This is a genomic window from Stenotrophomonas sp. CFBP8980 (assembly GCF_034046095.1).
Classification (GTDB): domain Bacteria; phylum Pseudomonadota; class Gammaproteobacteria; order Xanthomonadales; family Xanthomonadaceae; genus Stenotrophomonas; species Stenotrophomonas lacuserhaii.
The window spans coordinates 65,776-78,224 of record NZ_JAXCXF010000006.1 but is presented as its reverse complement, the minus strand read 5'-3'; the positions used below and the strand labels follow the sequence as shown (position 1 = coordinate 78,224).

Below are 12,449 nucleotides of genomic sequence, written 5' to 3'. Positions count from 1 at the left end.
GCACCTGCAGGCCACCATTATCGCAGATCGCAGGCGTCGGTCACCCCGCCCCGCTCAGCGGCCGGTTCAGGCACCCTTGCCGTGTACCGCCACCAGGGTCAGGAAGCGGTCGACGAAGCCCTGCAGGAACTCCTGCGTGCCGGCGTTGCTGATGGTGCCTGCTTCGTCGATCAGCCCTTCCTTGAAGTGCAGGAAGGCCTCCGGCTGACCCAGCACCGGCATGTCCAGGTAGGCCAGGATGTTGCGCAGGTGCTGCTGGGCCAGAGCGGTGCCGATCACCCCGATGGAGGCGCCGATCACCGCTGCCGGCTTGCCGGCGAAGGCGCTGTGGCCATACGGGCGCGAGCCGATGTCGATGGCATTCTTCAGCACGCCCGGCACCGAGCGGTTGTATTCGGGAGTGACGAACAGCACCGCATCCGCGTTGCGGATCTGCTGCTTCAGCCGTTTGCCCTGCGCCGGATAATCGGCGTCGAAGTCCTGGTTGTACAGCGGCAGGTCGCCGATCTCCACGAAATCGAAGCGTGCCTTGCCCGCGGCGAGTTTCTCCAGCGCGCGCGCCAGCCGAAGGTTGATCGACGCCTTGCGCAGGCTGCCAACCAGCACGGCGATGGTGTACTCGGCCACGGGATCACCTCATCGTTCAGGGCAGGCCAGACTAGCCCCGCCCGCCTTCGGCGCCGGTGAAGGCCCGGTGCCGTGGCGCAGTCTGGCAAGCACGCGCGCCTGCCAAGCGGTTCACCGGCTTCGCCTCGCCTGCCACGCGGCGCGGCTCTGGCCCCACACTTCCACCGGTTTGCCGGCATGCGGCGGCGGCAGTTCGTCGATCCGCAGCAGGGTGCTGCCCAGCTTGGCGGCCACGGTTTTCGAATTGACGTTGTCCGGGGCGATGGTGTGGATGACCTCCCCCCACCCCAGGCTGGCGAAGGCCCAGTCGATCGCCGCAGTCGCCGCTTCCGGGGCATAGCCCAGGCCCCAGCTCTGGCGGCGGATGCTCCAGCCCACCTCCGTACCGGGCCAGTCCAGCGGCTGCCACGGGCCCAGTCGACCCACCCACTGCCCCGTGGATTTTTCGATGACGCTGAACATCGACACGCCAAACAGGTGCCAGGCGCCGGACAGCGCGCAGAAGCTGCGCCAGGCCACCGATCGCGGCTGCACACCGCCCAAGTGGGACATCACCGCCTCGTCGGCACTGAAGTCGAGGTATGGCTGCAAATCGGCCGCCTGTGGTGGCCGCAGGATCAGGCGCTCGGTTTCAAGGCGGAGATCGAAGATGCTCATGCAGGTTTCCTGGCCGCACAAAAGAGAACAGGCCGGCTTGCGCCGACCTGTCCTTGTACCGCACTCACGCGCGTTCGATGTTACTGGCGGGTAGTGCCCACATCGGCCGCGGCGGTCTGGGTGACCAGCTGCCCGTCGACCACCGGCAGGCGATCGCTGGCCGGCTTGTCGTTCATGCGGATGGTCTTCTCGGCACCGTCGTAACGGTAGGTCACGTCGTAACCCTTGACCACGTCGGTGTTGCCCATGGCGATCCGGGTGCCCGGCTTGCTGTCCATGCGCATGGTGCCGGTGGTGCCGTCTTCGTTACGGTAGGTGACGTTGTAGCCGGTCACCTGGCTCGACTCGGAGGTCGTGGTTTCGGTATGGCACTGGCGCTCGGTACGGTTGACCACGCGGCCACCGACGTGGCGCTTGTCCACGTTGTTGCCGATCATGCCACCTGCTACCGCGCCGGCCGCAGTGGCGACCTTGCGACCGTTGCCGCCGCCGACCTGGTTGCCCAGCAGGCCGCCGATGACCGCGCCGGCGACCGTGCCGCCGACGTTGCCGTCGCGCTCGGGCAGGCGTTCCTGCACCACCACGTCCTCGCACACTTCATGCGGAGTCTGCGTGCTGGAGGTCTGGCGTACCGCCTCTGTACCGATGACCGTGGCGTAGGCCTTCTCTTTCTGGGTGATCGGCGCGACCTTCAGCACGTCGGCATATTCCAGGCCGCGCCGGGCATCGACATCCAGCGCGTCGGTGCGCGCACCGTCATCAGCCACGCTGCCATCGGGCAGCAGCGTGCCGTCGGCGGCGGTCACGTAACCAGGAGAAGTGTCACCGCTTTTCATGAAGGCGGCGGTGGCGATGCCACCGACCAGCAGCGCGCCGGCGGCGACCAGGACAGTAGTAGTAGTTGATTTCATGACCTGCTCCTTGCGGACCACCCGCAACGTTCACGATGTGGATTGCAGCATGCGCTGCCTGAACGGAATATCGACAGAACCTTTAGATCCTGACTCCCATTCAGGAAACTGCCGGCCAAGCTCCATGGTAGCGTCTGCAGTTGTCCGCACGGAACCCCACGATGGCCAATCCCATGCTGCTGCCCCTGCTCAACTGGGCGCGCCGACTGCGCTTCCCCACCCTGTTCAAACTCACCGCCGGCCTGTTCGCGGTGACCCTGGTGGTACCGGACCCGATTCCGTTCGTGGACGAGCTGCTGCTCGGCATGGGCACCCTGCTGCTTGCCAGCTGGAAGACCCGGCAACCGGCCAAGCCACCGCTGGAGCTGCGCTGATCGTGCTGGTGGACAGCCATTGCCACCTGGATGCAGGTGAGTTCGATCCGGACCGTGCGCAGGTGATCGCGCGCGCACGCGCTGCCGGCGTGATGGCGCAGGTGGTACCGGCCGTCACTGCCGCGAGCTGGCCGAAGCTGCGCGAGGTATGCCTGCAGGCCCCGGGGCTGTATCCCGCTTATGGACTGCATCCGGTGTTCCTGGCCGAGCACACGCGCGAACACGTGGACGAGCTCCGGCAGTGGATCGAACGCGAGCGTCCATGCGCGATCGGCGAGTGCGGCCTGGACTTCTTCATCGAAGACCTCGACCGCGACCTGCAGCAGCACTATTTCGTGGCGCAGCTGGAGCTGGCACGCGAGTTCGACCTGCCGGTGATCGTGCATGCGCGGCGCGCGGTGGATGCGGTGATCGCCGCGGTGCGCCGGGTGGGCGGACTGCGCGGGGTGGTCCACAGTTTCTCAGGCAGCCCCGAACAGGCCGCGCAGCTGCACAAGGCGGGTTTCCTGCTGGGACTGGGCGGACCGGTCACCTACGACCGCGCGCAGCGACTGCACCGCCTCGTACAGGCCATGCCGCTGGAACAACTGCTGCTGGAAACCGATGCCCCCGACCAGCCGGATGCAGGCATCCGTGGACAGCGCAACGAACCGGCGCGGCTGCATGACATCGCCACGCACATCGCCGGACGCCGTGGCATCAGCCTGCAGGCGCTTGCCGAGGCGACCGCCGCCAACGCGCAGCGGCTGTTCGGCCTGCCTGCCACAGCGGCTTGACCCCCGCCGCCTGGGCGGGGCCCACGGCCGCTCAGGCGGCCGTTTCCGCCTGCGGCTTCTTCGGCGCAAGCAGCATTTCCAGTGCCTTGGCCACCGCAGTGAAAGCAAACGCGCCGGTGATGTGGGTCGCCGCACCGAGGCCGGCGCCGCAGTCCAGCTTCAGCGTGGCATCCGGGCCCAGCTCCGGGCGTATGCCGCAGACGCTGCCGTCGGCCTGCGGATAGCGCACGTTTTCCAGCGAATAGATCGCCGGCACGCCGAAGTAACGTTTGGCGTTCTTGGGGAAGTTGAACTCGCTGCGCAGCTTCTTGCGGATCAGCGCCAGCATCGCATCGTGTTCGGTGCGCGATACATCACGCACCCGCACCAGGGTGGGATCGGTACGGCCACCGGCGGCACCGACGGTGAGCAGCGGCAGCTTGCGCCGACGGCACCATGCGATGGTTTCCACCTTGACCCGGAAGCTGTCACAGGCATCGATGACCAGGTCGAAACCGCGATCCAGCAGCTCGACCATGTTGGCCGGGGTCAGGAACGCTTCGACCGGGTCCACGTCGATGCCCGGATTGATGGCGCGGCAGCGCTCGGCCATCGCCACCGACTTGTTGCGCCCGTAGTTGCCTTCCAGGGCCGGCAACTGGCGGTTGGTGTTGGACACGCAGATGTCGTCGGCATCGATCAAGGTCAGGTGTCCAACGGCCGACCGGGCCAGCGCCTCCACCACCCACGAACCGACCCCGCCCATGCCGACCACGGCGACCCGGCGTGCTTGCAGGGTTTCCAGCGATCCGCGCCCATACAGCCGTTCCACGCCGGCGAAGCGTTCTTTGATCTGATCGTTCATCGCGCCATTTTAACGGCTCTTCGGCCGTTCCCGCGCAGGTGCCGCGTCGCTCGTCCGCGGGGCGCGGTTCATCCGCCAGCCATGAAACCCGGGAAGGGTTGGCACGCCGTTCACGTTCAAAGAAGGACGATCCTCCCACGCGCACCAGACGCCTTACCACTCTTTCTGGCCAGGAGAACCACCCATGAAGATCCAGCTCATTGCCGCAAGTGCAATCGCCACCCTCGCCCTGGCCGGTTGTGCCACCTCCCCCGGTTACGGCGGCGGCGGTTACGGCAACAACAACAGCGGCTACAGCAACAACGGTGGCAACTACAACACCAACCGTTGCGCGGACTGCGGCATCGTGACCCGCATCAATACCGTGGCCTCCGGCCGCGCGGCGCCTTCTGCGACCGGCGCGGTGCTGGGCGGCATCGTCGGCGCAGTCGCCGGCCATGAAATCTCCGACCACACCGGCGGCAGCCGGGGCAACAAGAACATCGCAGCCGCGGCAGGCGCAGTGGGCGGCGCACTGGCCGGCAACCAGATCCAGAAGAACGTCACCAGCGATACCTACGACATCTCGGTGCGCATGGACGATGGCCGCACCATCGTGGTGAACCAGCGCGACCTGGGCGGCATCCGCGAGAACACCTATGTGCGCGTGGTGAACGGTCGCGTGGTACTGCGCTGATCGACCGGCGGTTACCGCGATGCAAACCAGAAGGGCCCGCTCACGCGGGCCCTTCTGCTGAAACAAACGCGGCGCGTTCAATCAGAGCGGCTTGACCTTGTCCGCCTGCAGACCCTTCTGGCCGGTGACCACCTCGAACTCGACGGCCTGGCCTTCCTTCAGCGACTTGAAGCCCTGCGATTCAATGGCGCGAAAGTGAACGAACACATCCTCGCCACTCTCACGGCTGATGAAACCAAAGCCTTTCGCATCGTTGAACCACTTGACGGTGCCCTTCTCAGCCATCTTTGCTACTCCCTTACTGTCTTGTAATTGGTTACGCCCTGACAGGCGGCTGACGAGCAAGGAGGAAGCGAGGTACAACGATGCAGCGGATCGCGGGGATCTACCATCATCAGGCCACGATCCACGGTGACCTTGCCAAGCTCAGCGCGGTCACGTTAACCCGACATAAATCAAATTGCAACGGGTAGATTGATCGATGTGTCAACCCCTTTTCGTACTCCATACGGCTTAGCATGGACCTCTCATTCATCTTGTATCTGATCGCTGCAGTGTGCATCGCGCTGGGCATCGCCGGCATCGTGCTCCCCGCGCTACCCGGCATTCCGCTGGTCTTCCTCGGCCTGCTGCTGGCGGCATGGGCTGACGGCTTCGTCCACGTCGGCTGGCCGGTGCTCACCGTGCTGGCGGTGTTGACCGTGCTGTCCTTCGTGGTGGACATCCTGGCGACCGTGGTGGGGGCGCAACGCGTGGGGGCCAGCCGCAAGGCCCTGTGGGGCACCTTCATCGGCAGCATCGCCGGGCTGTTCTTCATGCCGGTCGGGCTGTTCCTGGGCCCGCTGCTGGGCGCGCTGGCCGGCGAGTACTGGCACAGCCGCGAACTCGGCCGCTCCACCAAGGTCGGCTTGGCGACCTGGCTGGGCATCCTGCTGGGCATGGCCTTGAAGGTCGCACTGCTGGTGGCGATGCTGGGGCTGTTCGCGTTCGCCTGGCTGCTCTGAGCTCACTCCACTTTCACGCTGCCTCACGCGCATGACTGTCATAACCGCGCACTGGCGGGTCACGCCAGCGCACGCCACACTGCGTTCACTTACTCCAATTCAGCCTCGTTCAAGGGCCCGCAGCAATGACCCTCACTTCCCCGCTTCCCCGCCTGGCTCCGTTCGTGCTGGCCCTGTCCAGTGCCCCGCTGGCCGCGCAGGAATTCACCGCTTCGCCTGCTACATCGCCCAGCGCGTGTGCCGCCATCACCACCGACGCGGCGCGGCTTGCCTGCTATGACCAGCTGTTCGGTCCCACCCAGGCCACCACGGCGCAGGCCGACGCCGCAGCCGAAGCCGCCGCTGAGGCACGCAAGGAAGAACGGCGCGAAGTCCGCGTCAGCGAAGGCGAGGAGAAGCTGCGCTCGCGCGTGGGCGACCTGTTCCGCCCGGCCCCGCACGATGCAGCGCTGGCCAATGCCGGCCGCGGATCGCTGCTGGACAGCCGCTGGGAGCTGGCCGAAGACTCCAAGCTGGGGCCGTTCCAGCTGCGCGCCTACAAGCCGGTGTACCTGCTGCCCGCGTTCTGGACCAGCAACAAGAACCTCACCCCGCAATCGCCGAACCCGGCCAACACGGTCACCACCCCGCAGCTGCTGGACAGCAACGAATTGAAGTTCCAGCTGAGCTTCAAGACCAAGATCGTGGAGAACCTGTTCGGCGATAACGGTGACATCTGGGCCGGCTACACGCAGAGCTCGCGCTGGCAGGCCTACAACGCGGACAATTCGCGCCCGTTCCGTGAAACCAACTACGAACCGGAGGTCATGGCGGTGTTCCGCAATGGCTACTCCATCGGTGGCTGGCGTGGCCGCATGAGCGCCATCGGCATCAACCACCAGTCCAATGGCCGCGCCGATCCGTTCTCGCGCAGCTGGAACCGGGTCATCGTCAGCGTCGGCCTGGACCGCGAAAACTGGGCACTGACGCTGCGCCCGTGGTACCGGCTGCCGGAGTCGCGCAGTGATGACAACAACCCGGACATCGAGGACTACATGGGCCGCGGCGATGCCACCCTGGTGTGGAACCGCAATGGCCATGAAATCGCCTTGATGGGGCGGCATTCGCTGCGCAGCGGCGACCGTTCGCACGGCGCGCTGCAGCTGGACTATGGCTTCCCGATCAGCAACCTGCTGCGCGGCCACGTCCAGGTGTTCGATGGCTACGGCGAAAGCATGATCGACTACAACCACAAGGCCACCTACATCGGCGTGGGCGTGTCATTGCTGGAGTGGTTCTGATGTCCGTCACGCCATGGCCGCGCACCCGCGGCTGATCACCGGCCGATCGTGATCACCGAAAAGGGGCACGCGCCTGCGCCGCCCGCCCGAACGGGCGCTGGACATCCTGTAACACGCGGTGGGTGACGATCCACGATCATCACCCACCCGCGCGCTTCAGGCCACCACGACCGGAATCTTGCCGATCCGTGCCTGCCATTCGCGCGGACCGGTCTGATGCACCGACTCGCCGGTCGAATCGACCGCCACCGTCACCGGCATGTCCTGCACGGTGAACTCGTAGATGGCTTCCATGCCCAGGTCGGCGAAGCCGACCACCTTGGCCGCCTTGATCGCCTTGGACACCAGGTAAGCCGAGCCGCCGACCGCCATCAGGTAGGCCGATTTGTTGTCACGGATCGCCTCGATCGCCGCCGGACCGCGCTCGGCCTTGCCGACCATGCCCAGCAGACCGGTCTGCTCCAGCACCTGGCGGGTGAACTTGTCCATGCGCGTGGCGGTGGTCGGGCCGGCCGGGCCCACCACTTCATCGCGCACCGGATCGACCGGGCCCACGTAGTAGATGAAGCGCCCCTTCAAGTCGACCGGCAGCGGTTCGCCCTTGTCCAGCATCTCCACGATGCGCTTGTGCGCGGCATCGCGGCCGGTCAGCAGCTTGCCGTTGAGCAGCAGGGTCTGGCCCGGCTTCCAGCTGGCCACGTCGGCCGGGGTGATCGTATCCAGGTCCACGCGGGTGCCCTTGGATGCGTCGTAGGTGATCTGCGGCCAGTCTTCAAGCGACGGCGGATCCAGCATCACCGGACCGCTGCCGTCCAACGTGAAGTGCGCATGGCGGGTGGCCGCGCAGTTCGGGATCATCGCCACCGGCAGGTTCGCTGCGTGGGTGGGGAAGTCCTTGACCTTGATGTCCAACACGGTGGTCAGGCCGCCCAAGCCCTGCGCCCCGATACCCAGCGCGTTGACCTTGTCGAACAGCTCCAGGCGCAGCGCTTCGGCGCGGTTGGACGCACCACGGGCCCTCAGTTCGTTGATGTCGATCGGCTCCATCAGCGATTCTTTGGCCAGCAGCATCGCCTTTTCGGCGGTGCCGCCGATGCCGATGCCGAGCATCCCCGGCGGGCACCAGCCGGCGCCCATCGTCGGCACCGTCTTCAGCACCCAGTCGACGATCGAATCGGAAGGATTGAGCATGGCGAACTTGCTCTTGGCTTCCGAACCACCGCCCTTGGCGGCGACGATCACATCCACCGTATTGCCCGGCACCACCTTGACGTTGACCACGCCGGGGGTGTTGTCCTTGGTGTTGATGCGCTTGCCGGCCGGATCGGCCAGTACCGAGGCGCGCAGCTTGTTGTCCGGATGGTTGTAGGCGCGGCGCACGCCTTCGTTGGCCATGTCCTCCACGCCCATGGTGGCGTCGTCCCAGCGCACGTTCATGCCGATTTCCAGGAACACGGTGACGATGCCGGTATCCTGGCAGATCGGCCGATGGCCTTCGGCGCACATCCGCGAATTGATCAGGATCTGGGCCATCGCTTCCTTGGCCGCCGGGGATTCCTCGCGCTCGTAGGCCGCGGCCAAGCTCTTGATGTAATCCACCGGGTGGTAGTACGAGATGTACTGCAGCGCGTCGGCGATGGACTGGATGAGGTCTTCCTGCTTGATCGATGTCACGGCTTGCTCGCTTGCTCGGGGCTGGCGGGGGTAATCCGCCCATTTTACCCCGCGCGCCCGCCGCTGTAGCGCCGGGACGCTGACGCCGCCGACGAAACCGTGTTCCACTGGCGGCACCTGTCACAGCGTCCCTCGGTGGGGCGTCCTGGGTACATGAACGCAGAATCGGCTTTCCATTCACATCGCCCGCGCCTGCTGGCACTGGCCTACCGGCTGCTCGGCAGCCGTGCCGATGCCGAAGACATCGTGCAGGAGGCCTGGCTGCGCTGGGCCGGCGCCGCGCATGCGGAGATCGCCGATCCCCTGGCATGGCTGGTGACCGCCACCACCCGGCTGGGACTGGATCGCCTGCGTGCGCTCAAACGCCAGCGCACCGACTACATCGGCCCCTGGCTGCCTGAGCCCCTGGACATCACTCTGGAGCTGCCTGCAGCGCCGGACCCGGCGCAGCTACATGCGCTGGCCGAGGATGTGTCGCTGGCCTTCCTTGCGCTGCTGGAACAGCTGGCACCGGACGAGCGCGCCGCCTTCCTGCTGAAGGAGGTCTTCGACCACGACTACACGCAGGTGGCCGCCCTGTTGGGCCACAGCGAAGCCAACTGCAGGCAGATGGTGCACCGGGCGCGCAAACGCCTGCGCGAGGGCCGTCCACGCTTCGCAGCCGACGCAGGACAGCATCGTCAACTGCTTGCGCGTTTCATGGACGCCTCCCAGCGGGGTGACAGCGAGGCGATCCAGGCCCTTCTGCACGCCAACGCCCGCCACGTTTCCGATGGCGGTGGGGTGGTCACCGCCGGCATCCGTCCGCTGCTCGGCGCCGAGCGGATCGGCCGCCTTTACTGGGCGATCGCCCGTCGCGGCGGCTCGTTGGCCGCACGCCTCGGCACGGTCAACGGGGAGCCGGCGATCCTGCGTTTCGATGGCCCGCGACTGCAGTCGGTCACCACGATCGTGGTTGAACAGGGCCGCATCATCGCGCTGTACAGCGTGCTCAATCCGGAAAAGCTCGGGGCGGCTGTCACAGGCCTGCGCGCTGGCGCGTCCTTGCAGTGAAAGGCCGCCCATCCGGGCCGCCATTGGAGCCTGCAAATGAATACCGCTGCCCCCCGCGTTGCCTACACCCGACTCGCCGCTGATGCCTTCAAGGGACTGTTGGCGGTGAGCACGACCGTGCATGCCAGCTCGCTGGATCACGAACTGCAGGAGCTGGTCTATCTGCGCGTTTCGCAGATCAACGGCTGCGCCTACTGCCTGGACATGCATTCGACCGCACTGCGTAAGGCCGACATCGAGCCGCGCAAGCTGGATACCGTGGCGGCCTGGCGCGAGAGCCGCTTCTTCGATGCCCGCGAGCGGGCCGCGCTGGGCTGGGCCGAAGCGTTGACGCGGCTGCCGGACGGTGCGCCGTCCGATGCCGCCTTCGATGCGCTGCGGCCGCATTTCGATGACAAGGGCATCAGTGACCTGAGCATGGCAGTGGCGGTGATCAATGCCTGGAACCGGCTGGGCGCCGGACTGCTCCCGCCGCTGCCGTAAGTAACTGAATCGCAGCTGCATGTCGGCGCTCTGCGTTCGGCATGCTGATCGCGATGATTCCTACGCTGAAACCAGTCATTCGCGCCAGCAAGTCGCCCTGACTGTCTATTCGTTAGGCACGCACCATTTTTTGTGCCTATATCGCGGCCTGGGCGACCGCTTCCCCCGTATGGTCCCGCCTTCTTCAAGGCGGGACGTTACGCATGGCTGACTCAGGCTGCATCCCTTTCGCTACGCGTCACAGCGCGTGGCTGCCGACGTATCTGCTGATCAATGCGGTGCTGTCCGCCGTGCCGGTGCTGCTCAACATCGAATGGCCTACCGCGATGGATGCGCAGCTGTTCGCAGGGGTGGCGCTCGCTGCGCAGTTGGGTCTTGGCATGGCCCTGTGCGGTACACCCGCTTGGCTGCTTGGAATGATCAGACCACTGCGCGCCTGGGCGCTGCCTACCGTCGTGGTGCTGACCACCCTGTGGTGGATGGCGATCCTGATCGATGCACGCGTCTTCCACCAGTTCGGCTTCCATATCAACGGCCTGGTGGTCGCGCTGATGCTCAATGGTGGCCTGCTGGGCCAGCTTGGGCTGACGCCCGGGACCTGGGTGGCCGCAACCGCCGGGGTCACCGCTCTGGCGGCGGCGCAGCTGCTGTTCGCCCGCCGGCTGCGCGACGGGCCTGGCGCGCGCCTGGACGGGCGCTGGCTGGGCCTGCTGCTGCCGCTGGTGGTGGTCACCCAGGCCATGGGTATCTGGTATGACGGCAAGGGCCGTGCGGATGCGATGGCGGGCCTGCGTGCGATTCCGTGGCTGCACACTGCCACCGCACGGCGGCAGATGGTGGAACTGGGGTGGGCGCGCGACGACCGCTCGCAGCGCTCGCTTGCCGAGCAGCCGGCCCACGGCACCGCCCTGCTCTATCCCCGCGCGCCGCTGCAGTGCCATGCGCAGCGGCCCCTCAATGTGCTGATGATCGTGGTCGACTCGCTCCGCCATGACATGCTCACGACCGAACAGATGCCGCATGCATCCGGCTTCGCCGCGACGGCATGGCAGGCAGGACAGCACTACAGCACCGGCAACAACACCATGCACGGCCTGTTCGGGCTGTTCTACGGCCTGCCGGCGTTGCACACCAACACCATGATCCAGCATCGACGTGGGCCGGAGCTGCTGCGCCAGCTGCAGCAGCAAGACTATGCCTTCCATCTGTACGGTGGCGCCTCGCTGCGCGGTGCCCGCATGGACCGCGCGGTGTTCGTCGAGACGGATGCACCGCTGCACACGGCGCCGGATGATGCCGCGCAGGACCGACGCGACCGTGATGTGGTCACCCGGATGACCAACGCATTGCATGCACAGACCGCTGGCCAGCCCTTCTTCGGCTTCATCCTTCTGGACGGGGCGCACGCGCCCTACGCCGTGCCGACAGAGGCCGAGCAGCGGTTCCTGCCGCAGGCCGCACCAGGCGCCCACCTCAGGGCCGGGCGCTCCACCGATCCGGCGCCCCTGTTCAACCGCTACCGCAACGCCGTGCTCAAGGCCGATACGCTGATCGGCCAGCTGTTGCAGACACTGGAGGACACCGGACAAGCCGACAGCACGGTTGTGATCATCACCAGTGACCATGGCGAATCATTCAACGACCTCGGCCAGAACGACTGGGGGCACAACAGCAACTTCAGCGACGTACAGACCCGCGTGCCGATGTTGATACGCTGGCCTGGCCGCGCACCGGCCCTGGAATCGGCCGTCACCAGCCACATGGACATCGTCCCGACCCTGATGCGCCACCTGTTGGCCTGCAGCAACCCCCCTTCGGATTTCGCCGCCGGGCTGGACCTGTTCGGGCCTCTGCCGGCGGAACGCCCGCTGCTGGTCGAATCATGGACGGCCCGTGCGGTACGCATCGGTGCGGAAACGCTGTTGATCCGCCCGTACGGCATCGAAGTGCGCGACGCCGACTATCTTCCGGTCGAGAATGCACGCCCGCCCAGTGAAGCCAGCGCAGCGGTCCTCGATCAGATGCAACTGCTGCAGCCCGGCGCACTGCAGTCGCCTGTCAGCGCGGAACCGGCGGGCTGAGCCGACGCG

At 66.4% G+C, this 12,449-nt stretch carries 14 protein-coding genes; 8 read left to right on the top strand and 6 right to left on the bottom strand.

Annotation, left to right across the window (positions count from 1 at the left end):
- Positions 1-66: 66 nt before the first annotated feature.
- The 3 genes from SOM47_RS13370 to SOM47_RS13360 form a co-directional block, all read right to left on the bottom strand.
- Positions 67-627, bottom strand: a complete 561-nt coding sequence (locus SOM47_RS13370; RefSeq protein ID WP_320505851.1) for an NADPH-dependent FMN reductase — start codon at positions 625-627, stop codon at positions 67-69.
- A gap of 111 nt (positions 628-738) precedes the next feature.
- The gene (locus SOM47_RS13365; RefSeq protein WP_320505850.1) at positions 739-1,284 is read right to left on the bottom strand and encodes a GNAT family N-acetyltransferase; all 546 of its coding nucleotides are present in this window, start codon (positions 1,282-1,284) and stop codon (positions 739-741) included.
- Between the two features lie 80 nt (positions 1,285-1,364).
- The gene (locus SOM47_RS13360; protein ID WP_319277628.1) at positions 1,365-2,195 is read right to left on the bottom strand and encodes a glycine zipper 2TM domain-containing protein; all 831 of its coding nucleotides are present in this window, start codon (positions 2,193-2,195) and stop codon (positions 1,365-1,367) included.
- A gap of 161 nt (positions 2,196-2,356) precedes the next feature.
- Here SOM47_RS13360 and SOM47_RS13355 point away from each other — a divergent pair, with 161 nt between their 5' ends.
- Together SOM47_RS13355 and SOM47_RS13350 are read left to right on the top strand one after the other, a co-directional pair.
- Positions 2,357-2,569, top strand: coding sequence for a DUF6116 family protein (locus SOM47_RS13355; protein ID WP_320505921.1), 213 nt, complete (start codon positions 2,357-2,359; stop codon positions 2,567-2,569).
- Positions 2,566-3,345 (top strand): TatD family hydrolase, encoded by a 780-nt coding sequence (locus SOM47_RS13350; RefSeq protein ID WP_192084132.1) that lies wholly within the window; start codon positions 2,566-2,568, stop codon positions 3,343-3,345. Before SOM47_RS13355 ends, SOM47_RS13350 begins: the two co-directional genes overlap by 4 nt.
- Before the next feature lie 31 nt (positions 3,346-3,376).
- Here the strand turns inward: SOM47_RS13350 and SOM47_RS13345 are convergent, their stop codons facing one another.
- Complete coding sequence (locus SOM47_RS13345; RefSeq protein WP_320505849.1) at positions 3,377-4,189, bottom strand: tRNA threonylcarbamoyladenosine dehydratase; 813 nt, start codon at positions 4,187-4,189, stop codon at positions 3,377-3,379.
- A 184-nt stretch (positions 4,190-4,373) separates the two neighbouring features.
- On the opposite strand from SOM47_RS13345, the gene SOM47_RS13340 reads away from it, so the two are divergent.
- Positions 4,374-4,865 (top strand): glycine zipper 2TM domain-containing protein, encoded by a 492-nt coding sequence (locus SOM47_RS13340; RefSeq protein ID WP_042615391.1) that lies wholly within the window; start codon positions 4,374-4,376, stop codon positions 4,863-4,865.
- An 81-nt stretch (positions 4,866-4,946) separates the two neighbouring features.
- Here the strand turns inward: SOM47_RS13340 and SOM47_RS13335 are convergent, their stop codons facing one another.
- Positions 4,947-5,150 (bottom strand): cold-shock protein, encoded by a 204-nt coding sequence (locus SOM47_RS13335; RefSeq protein ID WP_019185917.1) that lies wholly within the window; start codon positions 5,148-5,150, stop codon positions 4,947-4,949.
- 233 nt (positions 5,151-5,383) lie between these two features.
- Between SOM47_RS13335 and SOM47_RS13330 the strand changes: the two genes are divergently transcribed.
- On the top strand, positions 5,384-5,869 hold the full coding sequence (locus SOM47_RS13330; RefSeq protein WP_042615392.1) for a DUF456 domain-containing protein: 486 nt from the start codon (positions 5,384-5,386) through the stop codon (positions 5,867-5,869).
- Positions 5,870-5,994: 125 nt separating this feature from the next.
- Entirely contained in the window at positions 5,995-7,149 is a 1,155-nt protein-coding gene (locus SOM47_RS13325; RefSeq protein ID WP_192083360.1) for a phospholipase A, read from the top strand.
- Between the two features lie 156 nt (positions 7,150-7,305).
- Here the strand turns inward: SOM47_RS13325 and SOM47_RS13320 are convergent, their stop codons facing one another.
- The gene (locus tag SOM47_RS13320) at positions 7,306-8,823 is read right to left on the bottom strand and encodes a fumarate hydratase (protein WP_320505848.1); all 1,518 of its coding nucleotides are present in this window, start codon (positions 8,821-8,823) and stop codon (positions 7,306-7,308) included.
- Between the two features lie 153 nt (positions 8,824-8,976).
- Here SOM47_RS13320 and sigJ point away from each other — a divergent pair, with 153 nt between their 5' ends.
- The 3 genes from sigJ to SOM47_RS13305 all read left to right on the top strand — a co-directional run bounded on the left by sigJ (position 8,977) and on the right by SOM47_RS13305 (position 12,440).
- Positions 8,977-9,876, top strand: a complete 900-nt coding sequence (gene sigJ / locus SOM47_RS13315) for an RNA polymerase sigma factor SigJ (RefSeq protein WP_192083358.1) — start codon at positions 8,977-8,979, stop codon at positions 9,874-9,876.
- Between the two features lie 36 nt (positions 9,877-9,912).
- Positions 9,913-10,359, top strand: a complete 447-nt coding sequence (locus SOM47_RS13310) for a carboxymuconolactone decarboxylase family protein (protein ID WP_320505847.1) — start codon at positions 9,913-9,915, stop codon at positions 10,357-10,359.
- A 203-nt stretch (positions 10,360-10,562) separates the two neighbouring features.
- The gene (locus SOM47_RS13305) at positions 10,563-12,440 is read left to right on the top strand and encodes a sulfatase-like hydrolase/transferase (protein ID WP_320505846.1); all 1,878 of its coding nucleotides are present in this window, start codon (positions 10,563-10,565) and stop codon (positions 12,438-12,440) included.
- Positions 12,441-12,449 lie beyond the last annotated feature (9 nt).